Source organism: Enterococcus sp. AZ063 (genome assembly GCF_051715045.1).
Taxonomy (GTDB): domain Bacteria; phylum Bacillota; class Bacilli; order Lactobacillales; family Enterococcaceae; genus Enterococcus_D; species Enterococcus_D casseliflavus.
In genome coordinates, this window is sequence record NZ_JBIOTA010000001.1 from 1636228 (window position 1) to 1653883 (window position 17656).

Here is a 17656-nt window from a genome sequence, read left to right on the forward strand (position 1 = left end):
TTGCATGGGGAAAAAAAGAATTTATGAACTTGCAAAAGAATGGAACAAATCGAGCAAAGAGGTTGTTGAAAAAGCACAATCTTTAGGCTTTGATGTCAAAAATCATATGGGCGCGATCTCAGATGGAGAGGCGCAGAAATTGCAGCAGTCATTAGGCGGCAATCCAAATGGTAAAACATCTGCAAACTCAAATCCCGCAAATCAGAAACCAGCCAACCAGCCGGAAAAACAAGAACAAAAGAAATTTAAAACGCAAAGAAATAATCCTAACTTCCAAAACCGTCATAACAATCAAAGTCAACAGCGAACTACGCAAAGCAATAACCGTCCTGCTGGTCAAGGACAAGTAGAGCGCACGAACAGTCAAGGAAGTAACAGACCAAATAACCAAGGAAGTCATAATCGAGTGAATAACCAAGAGAATCGTAACAATCAAGGGCAACAAAACCGCCCAACAAACCAAGGACAACAAAACCGTCCGAATAATCAAGGGCAACAAAATCGCCCAAACAACCAAGGACAACAAAATCGTCCGAACAATCAAGGACAGCAAAACCGTCCGAATAACCAAGGACAACAAAATCGTCCGAACAATCAAGGACAACAAAACCGTCCAAACAACCAAGGGCAACAAAATCGTCCGAATAACCAAGGACAGCAAAACCGTCCAAACAACCAAGGACAACAAAATCGTCCGAACAATCAAGGGCAACAAAACCGTCCAGCCGCTCAATCTGCAGGAAATACGCAAGGGGCAGACCGCAACAACAACCGTACGCAAGGCTCGAATGATTCCCGTGGAGGAAATCAAAACCGCGGCAAGTCAAATTACGGTGGACGCAATAACAATTTCAACAACAACAATCGCAATAAATTTAACAAAAAAGGGAAAAAAGGCCGTCAGCAGACGGAAAAGAAACCGCCAGTTCCAGCACGTAAATTCCGTGAACTGCCAGAAGTATTGGAATATACAGAAGGCATGAACGTAGCGGATATCGCGAAAAAAATCTACCGTGAACCAGCAGAGATCATCAAGAAGCTCTTTATGATGGGGGTTATGGTCAATCAAAACCAACCTTTAGATAAAGATACGATTGAACTGCTTGCTACCGATTACGGAATCGAACCACAAGAAAAAGTTCAAGTGGATATCGCAGACATCGATAAATTCTTCGAAGCAGAAGAACAAATTGAAGAGAATTTAGTATCACGACCACCTGTTGTTACCATCATGGGTCACGTTGACCACGGGAAAACAACATTGCTTGATACGTTACGTCATTCACGCGTAACAAGTGGTGAAGCTGGAGGAATCACGCAGCATATTGGGGCTTACCAAATCGACATCAATGGCAAACCAATCACTTTCTTAGATACTCCTGGACACGCGGCGTTCACCAGTATGCGTGCACGGGGAGCAAGTATCACTGATATTACGATTTTAGTTGTCGCAGCTGATGATGGTGTCATGCCGCAAACGGTGGAAGCGATCAACCATGCGAAAGCAGCAAAAGTGCCAATCATCGTTGCAGTTAACAAAATCGATAAACCAGGTGCTAACCCTCAACATGTGATGCAAGAATTAAGTGAACATGAGTTGATCCCAGAAGCTTGGGGTGGGGATACGATCTTCGTTGAAATCTCAGCGAAATTTGGGCAAAACATTGAAGAATTGCTTGAAATGATCCTCTTAGTAGCAGAAGTCGAAGATTTGAAAGCTGATCCTACCCAACGGGCGATCGGTACCGTTATTGAAGCGCGCCTTGATAAAGGCAAAGGTCCTGTAGCAACACTATTGGTACAACAAGGAACTCTTCATGTTGGTGATCCAATCGTTGTGGGGAACACTTTCGGTCGTGTCCGCGTGATGACGAATGATTTAGGTCGTCGTGATAAAGCAGCTGGACCTGCAACGCCAGTCGAAATCACAGGATTGAACGATGTCCCTCAAGCAGGTGACCGTTTCGTTACCTTTGAAGATGAAAAAACGGCTCGGGCAGCAGGTGAAGAACGTGCAAAACGTGCCTTGATGGAACAACGTGCATCAAGCAGTCGTGTGACATTGGATAACTTGTTTGAAAGTCTAAAAGAAGGCGAACTGAAAGAAGTGAACGTCATCATCAAAGCAGACGTACAAGGTTCAGCCGAAGCGTTAGCTGCGTCATTGAAGAAAATCGATGTTGAAGGTGTGCGAGTAAACATCGTCCATTCAGCCGTTGGTGCCATTAATGAAAGTGACGTAACGCTAGCAGCAGCAAGTAATGCTATCATCATCGGATTCAACGTCCGCCCTACACCGCAAGCCAAACAGCAAGCAGAAGCAGAAGAAGTCGATATTCGTTTGCATCGCATTATCTACAAAGCGATCGAAGAAATCGAAACAGCGATGAAAGGGATGCTTGATCCTGAATTCGAAGAAAAAATCACCGGTCAAATGATCGTTCGTGAAACCTACAAAGTTTCTAAAGTTGGTACGATCGCTGGTTGCTACGTAACGGAAGGCAGCATTCGCCGTGACAGTGGTGTACGGGTGATTCGTGACGGTATCGTCATCTATGAAGGCAAACTTGCCAGCTTGAAACGCTTCAAAGACGATGTCAAAGAAGTGAAGCTTGGGTTTGAATGTGGCGCGATGATCGAGAAATTCAACGATGTAAAAGTCGATGATGTGATCGAAGGCTATGTCATGGAAGAAGTACCAACAAAATAAACGAAATGACAACTACACAAGGAGGCTTTTTGAATGGCTAACTATCGAGATCGCCGAGTGGCGCAAGAAATCTTAAAAGAAGTCAATCAAATTCTTCGTAAAAAAGTTCGTGATCCTCGCGTGCAAGATGTGACGATCACAGATGTACGAGTAACTGGAGATTTGCAGCAAGCAACGATCTTTTACAGCACCTTGACGGACTTGGCTTCAGATAAGCAAAAAGCCCAAGCAGGACTGGAAAAAGCAACTGGGTTGGTTCGTCGTGAACTAGGCCAAGCGCTAACGCTCTACAAAGTTCCAGAAATCCAATTCGAGTTGGATGAATCTGTACAATACGGGAATAAAATTGATGAAATGATTCGCGCATTGCACTCAGAAGAATAAAAAAAAGAGCAGCTTCCAGTCGAAGCTGTTCTTTTTTATTTGGAAAAAGCATCAGGAATTCATCAGTAAAGTAACCAGTCCAGCAACACCTGCCCCTAAGAGCCAACCACCGATCACATCTGTTAAAAAATGGATCCCTAAGTAGACTCTGCTAAAGCCAATCATAAAGCTAAGCAAAATTGCCAGTAAGGTCATCGGGATGACAGCTGAGGGAACCAATTGTCCAAGATTCAAGGCGATCGTTCCATACATGGCAGCGGATGTGGCAGCATGAGCACTAGGAAAGCTGTGATCTTTTTCTTCAACTAAACGATGATCGATGGGACGATCTCGTCGGACGATTCGTTTGATCAAGTAAGCAGCTGCTGATACTATGAAGATACTGACTGCTGTTTTTGGTGCAAGATCCGCCCGCGATGATGGAAAGGCAAACAACAGTAAAGCGATCGCAACTGTCGGAAAGGCTTTTCCTAAATTGGTAAAAAAGTGCATCATGCGCGTCAAAGAGGGCGTACGGCTTTGGATGATCTGCAAAGCAAACGCTTCTTCCCAACGCTGCATCGTGCCGAGCTGAATCATGATCAAAAAAATGGCAAATCCAATAAATGACCCTATCGTTAAAACAACCATTTTAGGACCTCCTTATATGCTTAGTTTATCATGTAATGAGAAAGAGCGAAAAGGATTTTGTCGTGCAATGAATTTTTTTTATATGTTATAATAAGCAAGTTGAAGTGAAATGGAGGAATACGATGGACGGGATTTTACCATTATGGAAAGAGCGTGGACAAACAAGTCACGACTGCGTGTTTAAATTGCGAAAAATATTAAAGACAAAAAAAATCGGACACAGCGGCACACTAGATCCTGACGTGGATGGTGTCTTGCCCATTTGTATCGGAAAAGGAACGAAGATCGTCGAATACTTGGTTGATTCTGGAAAAGTCTACACGGGGGAAATCACTTTGGGCTTCAGTACCACTACAGAAGATCGGTCGGGGGATATCGTTGAACAACAAGCACTAACTCGTCCGTTTACGAAGGAAGAGATCGATCAGGCAATGAAACAGCTGACGGGGACGATTACCCAGATCCCGCCGATGTATTCGGCGGTCAAAGTCAATGGCAAACGACTTTACGAATATGCTCGCAACAATGAAACTGTCGAGCGGCCACAGCGCAAAGCAGAAATTTATTCCTTTGAACGAATTTCAGAGCCGATTATTCATGAGGACAATACGCAAAGCTGGCGTTTTGAAGTTGCTTGTGGAAAAGGGACTTATGTTCGCACATTAGCGGTCGACACAGGGAAATTGCTGGGTGTACCCGCGCATATGTCTGATTTGACTCGCCTAAAAAGCGGTGGTTTTTCAAAAGAACAATCCTACACGATTGCTGAGGTGCAAAAGGCAGTCGATGAACAACGTGTTTCGGAACTACTACTACCTTTAGAATACGGGGTATCAGAATTTCTTCAAGTGACGATCGATGCAGACCTCTGGCAGAAAGTAAAAAATGGCATGCGTTTGCCCTTCAGCGCGTTTGGATTACCAAAGCGCCCAGAGGAATTAGTGGCGATTTTTTATCGAGAACAATTGATCAGTATCTATAAAGCTCATGACAAATACCAGGATATGATGAAACCGGTAAAAGTCATCCGTACAGAAATAGGAGAATGAATATGGAAATCATTGAAATAAGACACCCTTATGATCACGCAGCGATTCCTGATGAGGAGATCGTCTTAGTTTTAGGCTTTTTCGATGGCGTGCATTTAGGTCATCAAAAAGTCATTGAAACAGGACGAAAGATTGCAGAGGAGAAAGGGTTAAAATTGGCGTTGATGACCTTTAATCAGCATCCCTCGATCGTTTTTCAAAAGGTTGATCCTGAAAAAATGCAATACCTGACCAGTTTGCCGCAAAAAGAAGCGCACATGGAACAACTTGGGGTAGATATTCTTTATATCATTGAATTTACTTCTGCTTTTGCAAATTTGGCACCGCAAGTATTTGTAGATGAATACATGATCGGACTGCATGCAAAAGTTGTTGTTGCAGGTTTTGACTATACCTATGGCAAGAAAGAGATAGCCAACATGGCGCTTTTGCCAACCTATGCAGAAGGACGTTTTGAAGTCGTGACTGTCGCGCAAGAATCGTTTCATGAGGAAAAGGTCAGCTCCACACGCATTCGCTCTGCACTACAAAATGGTGATATGGCGCAAGTCAATCGCTTGTTAGGGTATATTTATGAATTTGAAGGAACCGTCGTTCACGGTGATGCTAGAGGACGAGAACTTGGGTTTCCAACCGCAAATATCAAAGTGAAGAGCACCGTTCGGTTGCCAAAAGAAGGCGTCTATGTGACGGAAATCAAAGTTGGTGACAAGTGGTATCCATCGATGGGATCGATTGGTCACAATGATACGTTTGGTCAAGGTCGCCAGTTAACAGTAGAGATTTATATTCTCGATTTTCACCAAGATATCTATGGTGAAACCGTGGCGATCCGTTGGCATCATTTCTTACGTGATCAAGTCGCTTTCAATGGCGCACAAGCGTTGATCGAGCAATTAAAGCAAGATGAACGAGACACTGAAGCTTATTTTGATGGGCTTTCTGAAGAAAACTAGTCATTCGTAGTGAAAAGAAGCGTTTCTGGCTTCTTTTCACTTTTTCTTTTTCTCTCTTTTTATGGCTCTTTGTCAATAAGGACTGATGAGTTGTGCAAAATCAAATCTGGGTCAGAATGAACCACATTCTGGCTCAGATTTTTTGTTATCTTACATTGATTAATTTATTGATCAAAAAGATTCTAATTCTCATGTTCTCGAATGATTTAAATCCGTAGGATACTCGTTTCATTGTCTTTATGTGGGTATTCTTCGCTTCTATTTTTCCATTGGAATAAGGATAGATCATTGCGTTGGTGATGCCTTCTTCATAGGTCAGAAGGTTTTGAAGCTTCTCCCGAAAGCCGTCATCTAACGTTTTGGGAAGTTCTGCCAATATGCAGAAAAATAAGTCAGGGTCTTTGTCTCGAAAGGCTTCAACTAATTCATGAAAAAAGGGATACGCCTCCTTCAGGGGCGTAGAAAACTCAAGCAATCGATCAATCATCATTGCTTCAGTAAGAAATGGGTATTTTGGTGCTCGGAAACTTTTCCATGTTTTGTATTCATAATGGTTGATGTTTGCACGATTTTTTAGCAAAAAGCGCCAGTTCTTTTTCAGTTTTTCTGCCTGGCTTTTCTGTCCTGCTTTACGAAGTTCATTCATTTCACGGATACGCAACTCATTGAACGCTTGATTCATGTGTTTGACAATATGAAACCGATCAATCACTACTTTCGCATTTGGCAGAACACGTTTGGTGAGCTGGAAGTAGGCGGCGTTCATGTCTGTCACCAAGAATTCTACTTCTTCTGGATTGGTACAACCTAAGAAATAGCTTGTTAATCGAGGTAATTTACGCGTAGGCAAAACATCTATTAATTTTCCTGTTTCGCCATCTGCGCAAATAAAGCTCATTTTATCTTCTATGGAAGCATGCGAACGAAATTCATCAACCATCAATACTCTGGGGAGAATCTTCTTGGATTGCTTTGGTAAATAGCTTTTAAACTCTTTCAATGTACGAATAACGGTGGTCAAAGATACCTGACAGCTTTTCGCAATAAAAGATAAAGATACTTTTTCAGTCAGTAAAGAAGCAATTTTATATCTAACATGATTTGCGATTGAATGTCTGGGTTGGACAAAATAACTTTGAGCAGTCCAATGGGTTCGGCAGTTTTTACAGGTATAGCGCTGCTTTTTTAGGCGCATAACCAAAGGCATATGATTGTATTGTTCAAAACGGACAATCGTTTCCTTCTTCCCATTTTTCACTATAATTGCTTTCCCGTTTCCATCTACCACAGTAGAACCACAACTTCTACAAGCACGAGGAGTAGGCGAGAGAACAGCATCGACGACCAACGTCTTTTTCTTCTGAAGGGTCTCGTAAGAGACCTCTGTAATCATCAAATCTTTCTCTATTATTCTCAGCATTTTTTTGATAGAATCATTCATATAGCATATCGTCCTCTCAGTTGTTTATTTTGTGGTGATTTAATCATACTAGAGAACGATATGTTTTTTAATACCTAAAATGAAAATGGGACTGAAGAATCAATTCTGATTCATCAGTCCCATAAATTATAGAGCCCTTTTTATAACGTAGTTTATTTGAATTCTAATGCTTTCCCCATGAGGAAAAAACGTTTTTTCGATATACTAAAAAATAGGCTAAAATGATAATTTATGCAGTACGCTGCAAAGGGAAAGGGAGAGAAAAAGTGACAATTGGAAAAAAAGCGAAAAAGGGGAAAGAAAAGAAAGATTTAACCAAAATGAAAACGCCGCATACGTATGTCATCATTTTTGGGGTCGTGCTGTTGGCTTGGTTGCTGACTTTCTTAGTTCCTGCTGGGAAATTTAGTACACAAGAAATCGAGTATACCGATGCAAATGGTGACATAAGTACTAGAACGGTCTTGATGCAAGATTCGTTTCGTTATGCCTACCCGTTAGATAACGAATACGTCTATCAACAGTTGAATCAATTGGAAGACGATCCACAAGAGCTGGAAGAATTAGATGTCGATCCTGAGGCTTTAGCAGCTGTTCTAGCTGAAGGGCCTAAAGAGTTGTCCCAGAGTCAATTAGATGAGGTCGGGCTAACGGATGACACCCTTTACAGCCTTTATGGCGAAAAGATTTATGATACTTCTGAAAAACTGCATAAAACAGCCAAGGTTTGGGGAACCGATGACTTTGGCGGTTTCGGCTTTTTAAATTTTGTTTTTGAAGGGTTGGTTTCTGGCGACAAATACGGCTCAGCAGTTGGGATCGCAGCACTGATCTTAGTGGTCGGTGGTGCATTTGGTATTATCATGCAAACGGGAGCGATCGATGCGGGGATCTTTGCATTTATCAGCAAAACCCGTGGATTAGAACGTTTGGCATTGCCGCTGTTGTTCTTTGCTTTTTCATTTGGTGGTGCTACTTTTGGGATGGCAGAAGAAGTCATTCCGTTTTCGATGGTCATGGTGCCTTTCGTGATCGCATTAGGGTATGACTCGATCGTGGCGGTCACTGTCACCTATGTCGCCTCCCAGATTGGGAATGCCACCTCGTGGATGAGTCCATTTAGTGTGGCAGTGGCTCAAGGGATCGCAGGTATTCCCGTTCTTTCAGGCGCAACGTTCCGAATCATCATGTGGGTCGTGGTTACCGCATTATCCGCAGGATACCTCATGATCTATGCCGAAAGAATTCGCAAGAATCCTGAGAAATCGCTCACGTATCAATCAGATGCGTATTTTCGAAATCATCTTGAAAAAACCTCCAGTGAGCAAAAACCATTTTTATTAGGTCATAAATTGATCTTGGTTGAAATGTTGGCGGTCTTGATCTGGATCGTATGGGGTGTGACACAAAAAGGCTATTATATTCCCGAGATCGCTTCTCAATTCTTTGTTATGGGCTTAGGGGCAGGAATCATAGCGGTTCTTTTCAAATTAGAAAATATGGGCTTGAATGATGTGGCGAGTGCCTTTCAATCAGGGGCCTCAGAATTGGCAGGAACTGCAATCGTTGTAGGGATGGCCAAAGGGATTCTTCTGGTTCTCGGCGGTTCTGATGCCAATGTGCCATCAGCGTTGAATACGATTTTGCACAGCATCGGCGGTTTGTTAAGCAATGTTCCAGCTTTTATTGGTGCCTGGTTCATGTACATTTTCCAAAGCTTCTTCAATTTGATCGTGACTTCAAATTCAGGTCAAGCTGCATTGACCATGCCGATCATGGCGCCATTAGCTGATCTTTTGGGAGTTTCAAGACAGATCGCTGTATTGGCTTATCAATTAGGCTCAGGCTTCATGGATGCTTTCACTCCAGTATCGGCAAGTCTGATCGGTGTGCTAGGTGTCGCAAGAATCGAATGGGTGAAATGGGCGAAATTCCAGATCAAAATGCAAGGGTTCTTATTTGTATTAGGAACGATCTTCATCTTTATTGCAGTCGCGATCGGCTTGCAATAAGAAGCAATCAGACACGAGGAGGAAGCACTCATGAAGGTGATACGACAAGCGGAGGTTTATGCGCCTGACTATTTAGGAAAAAAAGATATTCTTTTAAGCGAAGACAAGATCATTGCTATTGAAGATTCGATCGAAGGAGGATTCTCAGGGGTTCCTCTTGAAGAAATCGATGGCACAGGGTTACTTGCTGTTCCCGGCTTTATTGACTGCCACTTTCATATCTTAGGAGGTGGCGGGGAAGGCGGCTTTCAGAACCGGACACCAGAAGTGAAATTGTCTCAGCTGACCTCTGCGGGGGTAACGACAGTGGTTGGGTGTTTGGGTACTGACGGAGTAGGCAGAGATATGACTGCCTTGATCAGTAAGGCCCGTGGACTAGAGGCAGAAGGCATCACGACGTACTTGTATGACGGTTCTTATCGATTGCCATTGACTCCGGTCACCGATTCTATCATTCAAGATTTTTTGACTATTGACAAAATCATTGGTATCGGTGAAATTGCCGTTTCTGACCATCGTTCTTCACAACCGAGTTTCGAAGAATTTACCCGCGCGGTGGCGGATGCCCGTGTTGGTGGGATGCTTTCTGGAAAAGCAGGGATCGTAAACGTCCACTTAGGTGGAGGGAAGAGAAAATATGAGCTGCTTTTACGAACCATCGAAGAAACAGAGATTCCAATCAGCCAATTTTTACCGACACATGCCAATCGGACCAGCGAGCTTTTCGAAGCAAGTATTGCTTTTGCAAAAATGGGTGGAACGATTGATTTTACAGCGAGTGAGGATCCTGATTTCTGGGAAAAAGAAGACGATGAGGTTCGCTTCAGTAAAGGATTGAAGCGTTTGTTAGCAGAAGGGATCGGGCTGGATCAATTTACCATGACCTCTGATGGGCAAGGCAGCCTCCCGTACTTTGATGAAAACAATCAATTCATAGGTCTGGGTGTCGGTAGTTCGCGAGCCTTGATCGTAGGCATTAAAGAAGCAGTCCAAAAAGAGCAGATTCCATTGGAGATCGCCATTCGAGCAATCACTTCTAATCCAGCGAAAGTATTGAAGCTTGATCAAAAGGGACGTCTTGCAGCAGGGATGGATGCTGATATTTGCTTGCTGAACAAAGAAACATTAGTAGTAGAAACGGTTCTAGCGAAAGGCAGAACGATGGTAGAAAAACAAGAAGTGAAAGTGTGGGGTACCTTTGAGCAACTAACATAAGAAGATTCCAGCTTTGACAAACTAAGAAACGGTTGTTTTTCTAAACAGAGTTTTAGAACAAAATAAGCAGCCCGATCCATGACCAGCATTTACTGGACTTGATCGGACTGCTTTTTTTCAATTAAACGTAAGCATTCTTAAGCTTGCAACGCATCTAATTTCTTCATGTCTTCTTCAGAAATTTCAAAGTCAACTTTAGCATTGTCAGCAATGTATTCTTCATGAACGGATTTTGGCAATGGCAGAATGTCTTTTTGTAGCAAGTAACGAATTGAAAGTTGTGGAATAGATTTTCCATAAGCTTCCGCAATCGTCTTCACGGCATCGTTATCGAGTAAACGACCGGTGGCGATTGGAGAATAGCCTTCCACTAAAATTTCGTGGTCTTTACAAAATGCCAATAACTCTTCATTTGTACGTCCAATATGGTAAACAAACTGGTTGACCATCGGTTTCACATCGCAATGATCAAAAATATTCTGTAAATCTTTTTGATCGAAGTTGGAAACACCAATTGATTTTACTTTCCCACTTAAGTAGGCTTCTTCTAGTGCTTTCCAAACATCGATGTTTTCAAGATAAAAATCTTTGTTTTCTGGATTGTTTCCCATGATTTTCCAAGGACGAGGAGCGTGGATCAAAATCAAATCGATATACCCTAAGTCAAGTTTTTTTAGAGAAGCATCAATGCTATCAACCGCTTCTTGATAGGTCTTCAACTCAGCAGGTACTTTCGTGGTAACAAAAATTTCTTCGCGGGCAACGCCTGAATCGCGCACAGCTTTCCCAACCGCTTCTTCGTTTTTGTAAGCTGCCGCTGTATCGACATGTCGATAACCGTTTTGAATGGCAAATTTTGTGGCGTTGTAAGCATCTTCTGGAGAAGATTGCCAGGTTCCAAGGCCAATCTTAGGAATAGTCAGTTTGTTCTGCAAGGTAAATGTTTCTTGTAATATCACGTATCTCAACCTACTTTCATCGCTTTTTTTTGTTACATCTTCCATTATAAAACGTTTTCTTGTTTGAAACAAATCAGACGCTGAAACTTTTTCGGTAAATTGACTTTCAAAAGGATCTTTGATACATTATCAGCAACCTAAACGCAGAAAGATGTGGAAAAAATGGATTTTGTAAAAGAAGATTTTGCCTATTATCGGCGCTCTTTTGAATTGATGTATCGCAGTTATTTCCGTAGAAGAATGATTGCCCTGGGTGTGGCGATTTTGATTATCTTAGGTTATTTATTTTTGTTACAAGAAAGTTTGCTTTTAAATATCATCTTGCTAGGTATTTTGCTAGGGATGATGGCGTGGCTGGTTTCACTTTCTCAGAAAGCGAGTGAGGTCGTACGTGCATTTGAAGAAGAAAATCAGGTGCCGCAAATTCATCAACTGACAGAATTCGAGGATCATTATGCGTTCCCAATGAACGATGGAACAACGATGCGCGTGAAGAAAAACGGCAATCGCAACTTCCCTTCCAATAATAAGCAGTACACGTTGATGGCAGGCTATAAAAAAGTTTTCTTTGTGCAACAACCCTTGATGATTTTTTACTATGACCTCTTGGAAATGAAGTATGATGAAGCGTATCGTTTGAAACGAAATCGCCAAAACGGGTTCAATCGTTGGTCGCGTTATTTCAGCTTTCGCTCCTTTAAGGGATCGATCGGCAATGTTTTTCAATTCTTGCTGGGAAATATTTTCTTCTTATTTATTGCGTATCGGTTGATCCGCTATCTGATCGATATTTTGCTGCACATTCTATAACGGTCGCCAAGGGGATAATTCTCATCGTTTTCATAGACTGGTGAAAAAGATGATAGGACTTAATTTTTTAAAAAAGGTATACTTAAGTCAGATAAGACAAGCAATTGTCTTTCAAGAATAAGAGTCCTGCTCTTGTTAAGTAAGCCGTCAGCAACAGCTTATCTATTGTGGCGCTAACAGTTTGGGGGAAGTGTTAGTTCTTGTAACAAACAGATTTTTTTCTGGGTGGGATAAGAACAAAAGCGGTATTTTACCGTACTTAATAAGAGTAGTGCTCTTAATTTTTGCTATGACTATTTGAAGACATCACTTCTTGGAAGTGGTGTTTTTTCTTGCCCAAAATAGTCCAAGTGATAGGAGAATTCTAAGAACTATGCTACAATGAGTGCCGATGCTCTCAGCGATGGGAGTAAAAAGAAGGTAGAGGAGAATCACTTAGGAATGCCTGAAGGTCAAACAATAAACGATCCATCTACAAAAAGCGCGCAAAATATTTCTGCGTATATACATATACCATTCTGTGAACATATCTGCTATTACTGTGACTTCAACAAAGTGTTTTTAGAAGGGCAGCCAGTGGATGAGTACATTGAAGCGTTACTAAAAGAAATTGAGCTGAGCCTCTTGCGTCAGCCTATCAATGAGGCGGAAACAATTTATATCGGCGGCGGGACGCCAACGTCGCTTTCGGCGAACCAGCTGGATCGATTGCTTTCAGGTGTGCATGAATTGCTGCCGACCCACACAACCAAAGAGTTTACCGTGGAAGCAAATCCTGGTGATTTGAGTGAAGAAAAAATGCTGGTTTTGAAAAACCATCAAGTCACTCGCTTGTCGATGGGGGTCCAAACCTTTGATAATCGCTTGCTTAAAAAAATTGGCCGCAAGCATACCGCTGAAGATGTTTATTCAACCATTCAGCTGCTGGAAAAACATGATTTTCAGAATGTGACGATCGATTTGATTTATGCACTTCCGGGACAAAGCATAGAAAGCTTCCGTGATACACTGACGCGAGCGATTGATCTCGGGTTGCCTCACTATGCGATGTATTCCTTAATTTTAGAAAACAAAACCATGTTTATGAACTGGGTTCGCCAAGGGAGAATGGCGCTGCCTTCTCAAGAAGCTGAAACGCAGATGTTTGATGAGGCGATCGCCGCGATGACAAAAGCTGGCTTGAATCAATATGAAATCAGTAATTTTGCACGACCAGGGTATGAGTCCTTGCATAATCTAGTGTATTGGAACAATGAACATTATTTTGGCTTTGGGGCAGGCGCCAGCGGGTATCTTGGACAGACCCGCTACAAGAATAAAGGTCCAATCCAGCATTATTTGAAACCATTACAGGAAAATCAATTGCCAATCCATGAAACCGAAGAATTGACAACCAGTAATCAAATGGAAGAGGAACTGTTTTTAGGCCTTCGTAAAAAGGCTGGCATTTCAAAAATACGCTTTGCAGAAAAATTCGGGAAGTCTTTTCAGGAAATCTATGGTTCAACTAGCGAACAGTTGATTCAAAAAGGCTGGTTGGCTAGTCAAGGTGATCGTGTCTTTTTAACGAAAGCTGGGATGTTCATTGGCAACGAAGTGTTTGAAGCATTTCTCTTGGATGGAGAAAAATAAGAAAGAACAAGGAAGAGAAGTAGCCATTTCGCGCTGCTTCTTTTTTTGATTTCTTTTTTTAGCACTCTCTTAGAAAGAGTGCTAAAAAAGTGATGCAAATACTTGACATTCCTAGCAAATATGGTATATTTATAATCGTGTTAGCACTTAATAGGAATGAGTGCTAACGGAGGAGTGGATAAAATGTTGACACCTAGACAACAAATGATTTTACACCTCATCATCCAAAACTATACGAATACTGGTCAGCCCACGGGCTCGAAGCGATTGATGGAAGATGGGGTTGAAGCTAGCTCTGCCACCATTCGTAATGAGATGAAGGCGCTGGAAGAAGCTGGACTTCTGCTAAAAACACATTCATCTTCAGGGCGTGTGCCATCAATAAAAGGGTATCGCTATTACGTTGATCACTTATTGAAGCCATCTGAAGTTGACCAAAACGAAATTCAAACCATTCGTCATTCTTTTGGAAAAGATTTTCATGAAATCAATGAAATCATCCAGCAGTCTGCCACGATCTTGTCCAACTTGACTAGCTATACAGCGTTGTCTCTCGGACCAGATATGAAGGAAAGGAAATTGACGGGCTTTCGAATCGTCCCTTTGAATGCACGACAGATCATCGCGATCATCGTGACGGATAAAGGAAATGTCGAAAATCAAGTCTTTACTCTTCCTGAATCGATGAGCAGCGAAGATTTGGAAAAAATGGTAAGGATCATCAACGACAAATTGATCGGTGAACCTCTAATGACGGTCTACCATCGATTAAGAACCGAGATTCCTATGATTCTGCATAAGTATTTTCAAACGACTGACGGAATCGTTGATCTCTTTGATACGATGCTGAGCCATATTTTTGAAGAAAAAATCTTCGTCGGCGGGCGAATGAATCTTCTGGATTTTGAACCGACGCAAGATGTTAGTCAGTTCAAATCGATGTATTCATTTATGAAAAACGCAGATCAGCTGACACAGCTGCTGGCGCCAAGAGATTCTGCGATTCGAATCAGAATCGGCTCTGAGCTTGGCAACGACTTGTTACAAAATATGAGTTTGATCCAAGCCAGCTATGAAATCGAAGGTCATGGACAAGGAACGATCGCTTTATTAGGTCCATCAAGTATGCCGTATTCACGGATGTTTGGATTGATGGAAGTTTTTCGAGGCGAGTTAGCAAAAAAATTGGCCGATTATTATCGCGCATTAGACGCTGCCAATGAATAAGCGGCAATGAAACAAATCGTAGAAGGGATGGTTGAAACGTGACGGAAAAAGAAGAGCGTTTAGATGAAGAATTAGATAAAACTGCTGAAGAAACCGCAGAAACAACTGAATCTTCAAATGAATCAACTGAAACTGAAGCACAGACTCCTCAACCAGAGGAAGAAGCAGTGGAAAAAAGCGAATTGGAACTTTTGCAAGAAAAGAATAACGAATTGGAAGATCAATTCCTGCGTGCTCGTGCAGAGATCGCAAATATCACTTCACGTAACCGCAACGAGCGGGAACTTTTACAAAAATACCGCTCGCAAGATCTTGGCAAAAAACTGTTGCCAGCAATCGACAATTTGGAACGAGCGATGGCCGCAGATGTCGATCAAGACCAAGCTGCGAATTTGAAAAAAGGCGTTGAAATGGTTCTTGAAAGTCTGCGCCAAGCCTTAAAAGAAGAGGGAATCGAAGAGATTCCTGCTGAAGGTGCAATGTTCGATCCGAACTTGCATCAAGCGGTGCAGACTGTACCTGCCTCTGATGAAACACCGGCAGACACAATCGTTACTGTCTTGCAAAAAGGGTATAAATTGCATGATCGTGTCTTGCGTGCAAGCATGGTCATCGTTGCACAATAGTTCTTTCTATCTATAAGTAGATGTTTAAATTAAAAAAGGGAGTGTATTACTTATGAGTAAAATTATCGGTATCGACTTAGGAACAACAAACTCAGCTGTTGCTGTCCTTGAAGGCGGCGAAGCAAAAATCATTACGAATCCAGAAGGAAACCGTACCACACCTTCTGTTGTCTCATTCAAAAACGGTGAGATCCAAGTAGGGGAAGTTGCAAAACGCCAAGCAGTAACAAACCCGAATACGATTTCTTCTATTAAACGCCATATGGGTGAAGCTGGATACAAAGTAGAAGTTGAAGGCAAATCCTATACACCACAAGAAGTTTCCGCAATGGTTCTTCAATACATCAAAGGATTTGCTGAAGACTATTTAGGTGAAAAAGTTGAAAAAGCAGTCATTACTGTTCCTGCATACTTCAACGATGCGCAACGTCAAGCAACCAAAGATGCTGGTAAAATTGCCGGTCTTGAAGTAGAACGGATCGTCAACGAACCAACTGCCGCAGCTTTAGCTTATGGATTAGATAAAACAGATAAAGATGAAAAAATCCTAGTCTTTGACTTAGGTGGTGGTACTTTCGACGTATCGATCCTTGAATTAGGGGATGGCGTCTTTGACGTATTATCAACTGCTGGGGACAACAACCTAGGTGGGGATGACTTTGATAACAAAATCATCGACCACATGGTAGCAGAATTCAAAAAAGAAAACGGCATTGATCTTGGAAAAGACAAAATGGCCTTGCAACGTTTGAAAGATGCTGCTGAAAAAGCGAAAAAAGACTTGTCAGGTGTAACAAGTACTCAAATCAGCTTGCCATTTATCACAGCTGGTGATGCTGGTCCATTGCACTTGGAAATGACCTTGACTCGTGCGAAATTCGATGAATTGACCGCAGACCTAGTCGAACGGACAAAAATTCCAGTACGCCAAGCTTTGAAAGATGCTGGCTTGTCACAATCAGAAATCGATGAAGTCATCTTAGTTGGTGGTTCAACACGTATTCCAGCAGTAGTTGATGCTGTTCGTAAAGAAACCAATAAAGAACCAAACAAATCAGTAAACCCAGATGAAGTGGTAGCGATGGGTGCTGCGATCCAAGGTGGCGTGATCACAGGTGATGTGAAAGATGTCGTCTTACTAGACGTTACACCATTATCATTAGGTATCGAAACAATGGGTGCCGTCTTCACAAAACTGATCGATCGTAACACAACGATCCCTACAAGTAAATCACAAGTCTTCTCAACTGCAGCAGACAATCAACCAGCCGTTGATATCCATGTCTTGCAAGGAGAACGCCCAATGGCAGCTGACAACAAAACATTAGGTAGATTCCAATTGACGGATATTCCACCAGCACCTCGTGGCATCCCTCAAATCGAAGTAACATTTGATATCGATAAAAATGGGATCGTCAATGTTTCTGCAAAAGATTTAGGTACACAAAAAGAACAAAAAATCACGATCAAATCATCTTCAGGTTTATCAGATGAAGAAATCGAACGCATGGTAAAAGATGCTGAAGCAAACGCTGAAGCCGACAAACAACGCAAAGAAGAAGTTGATCTACGCAATGACGTCGATGCTTTGTTGTTCACTGTTGATAAAACATTGAAAGAGCTTGAAGGCAAAGTGGATGCAGACGAAGTCAAAAAAGCGGAAGAAGCTCGTGATGAGTTGAAAGCTGCACTTGAAGCAAACAACTTAGAAGAAATGAAAACGAAACGTGATGCTTTGAATGAAATCGTACAAAACTTAACTGTTAAATTATACGAACAAGCAGCACAACAACAAGCACAAGAAAATCCAGAAGCTGCACAAGGCGGCGCAGACGATGTGGTTGACGCCGACTTTGAAGAAGTAGACGGTGACGATAAATAATCGCTGTTTGTGAAAAAGCCAAAGTCACCGCTTTGGCTTTTTCTTATGAATTTGCGAAACGTATTTTTCTAGAGCGAATTATATGCTAAAATACGAGAGACGCAAGAATAGAGTGGAGGGAAG

General features: G+C 42.1%; 14 protein-coding genes. 11 read left to right on the forward strand and 3 right to left on the reverse strand.

Features of this window, described 5'->3' with window-relative positions; translation table 11 throughout:
- Positions 1–4 precede the first annotated feature (4 nt).
- Both infB and rbfA read left to right on the forward strand, forming a co-directional pair.
- Entirely contained in the window at positions 5–2710 is a 2706-nt protein-coding gene (gene infB / locus IGK61_RS07530) for a translation initiation factor IF-2 (protein WP_074536425.1), read from the forward strand.
- 33 nt (positions 2711–2743) lie between these two features.
- Complete coding sequence (gene rbfA, locus IGK61_RS07535) at positions 2744–3094, forward strand: 30S ribosome-binding factor RbfA (protein WP_005225925.1); 351 nt, start codon at positions 2744–2746, stop codon at positions 3092–3094.
- A 51-nt stretch (positions 3095–3145) separates the two neighbouring features.
- Here rbfA and IGK61_RS07540 read toward each other — a convergent pair whose 3' ends face one another.
- Positions 3146–3724: a phosphatase PAP2 family protein gene (locus tag IGK61_RS07540; RefSeq protein WP_015509588.1), complete on the reverse strand. Its 579-nt coding sequence runs from the start codon at positions 3722–3724 to the stop codon at positions 3146–3148.
- A 122-nt stretch (positions 3725–3846) separates the two neighbouring features.
- Between IGK61_RS07540 and truB the strand changes: the two genes are divergently transcribed.
- Together truB and ribF are read left to right on the forward strand one after the other, a co-directional pair.
- Positions 3847–4773 carry a tRNA pseudouridine(55) synthase TruB gene (gene truB / locus IGK61_RS07545; protein ID WP_074536424.1) on the forward strand — a complete coding sequence of 309 codons (927 nt, stop codon included), beginning with the start codon at positions 3847–3849 and terminating at the stop codon, positions 4771–4773.
- A 2-nt stretch (positions 4774–4775) separates the two neighbouring features.
- Complete coding sequence (ribF, locus tag IGK61_RS07550; protein ID WP_010748099.1) at positions 4776–5729, forward strand: riboflavin biosynthesis protein RibF; 954 nt, start codon at positions 4776–4778, stop codon at positions 5727–5729.
- 145 nt (positions 5730–5874) lie between these two features.
- Here ribF and IGK61_RS07555 read toward each other — a convergent pair whose 3' ends face one another.
- Positions 5875–7170, reverse strand: a complete 1296-nt coding sequence (locus tag IGK61_RS07555; RefSeq protein ID WP_074536952.1) for an ISL3-like element ISEfa11 family transposase — start codon at positions 7168–7170, stop codon at positions 5875–5877.
- Between the two features lie 320 nt (positions 7171–7490).
- Here IGK61_RS07555 and yfcC point away from each other — a divergent pair, with 320 nt between their 5' ends.
- Complete coding sequence (yfcC, locus tag IGK61_RS07560; RefSeq protein ID WP_170927566.1) at positions 7491–9182, forward strand: putative basic amino acid antiporter YfcC; 1692 nt, start codon at positions 7491–7493, stop codon at positions 9180–9182.
- Positions 9183–9212: 30 nt separating this feature from the next.
- A complete protein-coding gene (iadA, locus tag IGK61_RS07565) occupies positions 9213–10397 on the forward strand; it encodes a beta-aspartyl-peptidase (protein WP_074536423.1) in 1185 nt (394 codons plus the stop codon).
- A gap of 137 nt (positions 10398–10534) precedes the next feature.
- On the opposite strand, the gene IGK61_RS07570 is transcribed toward iadA, so the two are convergent.
- On the reverse strand, positions 10535–11401 hold the full coding sequence (locus IGK61_RS07570) for an aldo/keto reductase (protein ID WP_074536422.1): 867 nt from the start codon (positions 11399–11401) through the stop codon (positions 10535–10537).
- A 117-nt stretch (positions 11402–11518) separates the two neighbouring features.
- Between IGK61_RS07570 and IGK61_RS07575 the strand changes: the two genes are divergently transcribed.
- From IGK61_RS07575 to dnaK, 5 genes are all read left to right on the forward strand, one after another.
- Positions 11519–12166, forward strand: a complete 648-nt coding sequence (locus tag IGK61_RS07575) for a hypothetical protein (RefSeq protein ID WP_015509594.1) — start codon at positions 11519–11521, stop codon at positions 12164–12166.
- Between the two features lie 441 nt (positions 12167–12607).
- Positions 12608–13798, forward strand: coding sequence for a radical SAM family heme chaperone HemW (gene hemW / locus IGK61_RS07580; RefSeq protein WP_074536421.1), 1191 nt, complete (start codon positions 12608–12610; stop codon positions 13796–13798).
- Between the two features lie 183 nt (positions 13799–13981).
- Complete coding sequence (gene hrcA, locus IGK61_RS07585) at positions 13982–15025, forward strand: heat-inducible transcriptional repressor HrcA (protein WP_074536420.1); 1044 nt, start codon at positions 13982–13984, stop codon at positions 15023–15025.
- A gap of 38 nt (positions 15026–15063) precedes the next feature.
- Positions 15064–15651, forward strand: a complete 588-nt coding sequence (gene grpE / locus IGK61_RS07590; RefSeq protein WP_005225935.1) for a nucleotide exchange factor GrpE — start codon at positions 15064–15066, stop codon at positions 15649–15651.
- Positions 15652–15703: 52 nt separating this feature from the next.
- On the forward strand, positions 15704–17533 hold the full coding sequence (gene dnaK / locus IGK61_RS07595) for a molecular chaperone DnaK (protein ID WP_005225936.1): 1830 nt from the start codon (positions 15704–15706) through the stop codon (positions 17531–17533).
- Positions 17534–17656: the final 123 nt, after the last annotated feature.

Excerpts from the sequence above, each read along its gene's own strand:
- iadA (WP_074536423.1), top strand. The coding sequence starts at position 9,213 with ATGAAGGTGATACGACAAGCGGAGGTTTATGCGCCTGACTATTTAGGA.
- IGK61_RS07540 (WP_015509588.1), bottom strand. The coding sequence starts at position 3,724 with ATGGTTGTTTTAACGATAGGGTCATTTATTGGATTTGCCATTTTTTTG.
- IGK61_RS07575 (WP_015509594.1), top strand. The coding sequence starts at position 11,519 with ATGGATTTTGTAAAAGAAGATTTTGCCTATTATCGGCGCTCTTTTGAA.
- IGK61_RS07570 (WP_074536422.1), bottom strand. The coding sequence starts at position 11,401 with ATGGAAGATGTAACAAAAAAAAGCGATGAAAGTAGGTTGAGATACGTG.
- IGK61_RS07555 (WP_074536952.1), bottom strand. The coding sequence starts at position 7,170 with ATGAATGATTCTATCAAAAAAATGCTGAGAATAATAGAGAAAGATTTG.
- dnaK (WP_005225936.1), top strand. The coding sequence starts at position 15,704 with ATGAGTAAAATTATCGGTATCGACTTAGGAACAACAAACTCAGCTGTT.
- ribF (WP_010748099.1), top strand. The coding sequence starts at position 4,776 with ATGGAAATCATTGAAATAAGACACCCTTATGATCACGCAGCGATTCCT.
- infB (WP_074536425.1), top strand. The coding sequence starts at position 5 with ATGGGGAAAAAAAGAATTTATGAACTTGCAAAAGAATGGAACAAATCG.
- hemW (WP_074536421.1), top strand. The coding sequence starts at position 12,608 with ATGCCTGAAGGTCAAACAATAAACGATCCATCTACAAAAAGCGCGCAA.
- yfcC (WP_170927566.1), top strand. The coding sequence starts at position 7,491 with ATGAAAACGCCGCATACGTATGTCATCATTTTTGGGGTCGTGCTGTTG.
- rbfA (WP_005225925.1), top strand. The coding sequence starts at position 2,744 with ATGGCTAACTATCGAGATCGCCGAGTGGCGCAAGAAATCTTAAAAGAA.
- hrcA (WP_074536420.1), top strand. The coding sequence starts at position 13,982 with ATGTTGACACCTAGACAACAAATGATTTTACACCTCATCATCCAAAAC.
- truB (WP_074536424.1), top strand. The coding sequence starts at position 3,847 with ATGGACGGGATTTTACCATTATGGAAAGAGCGTGGACAAACAAGTCAC.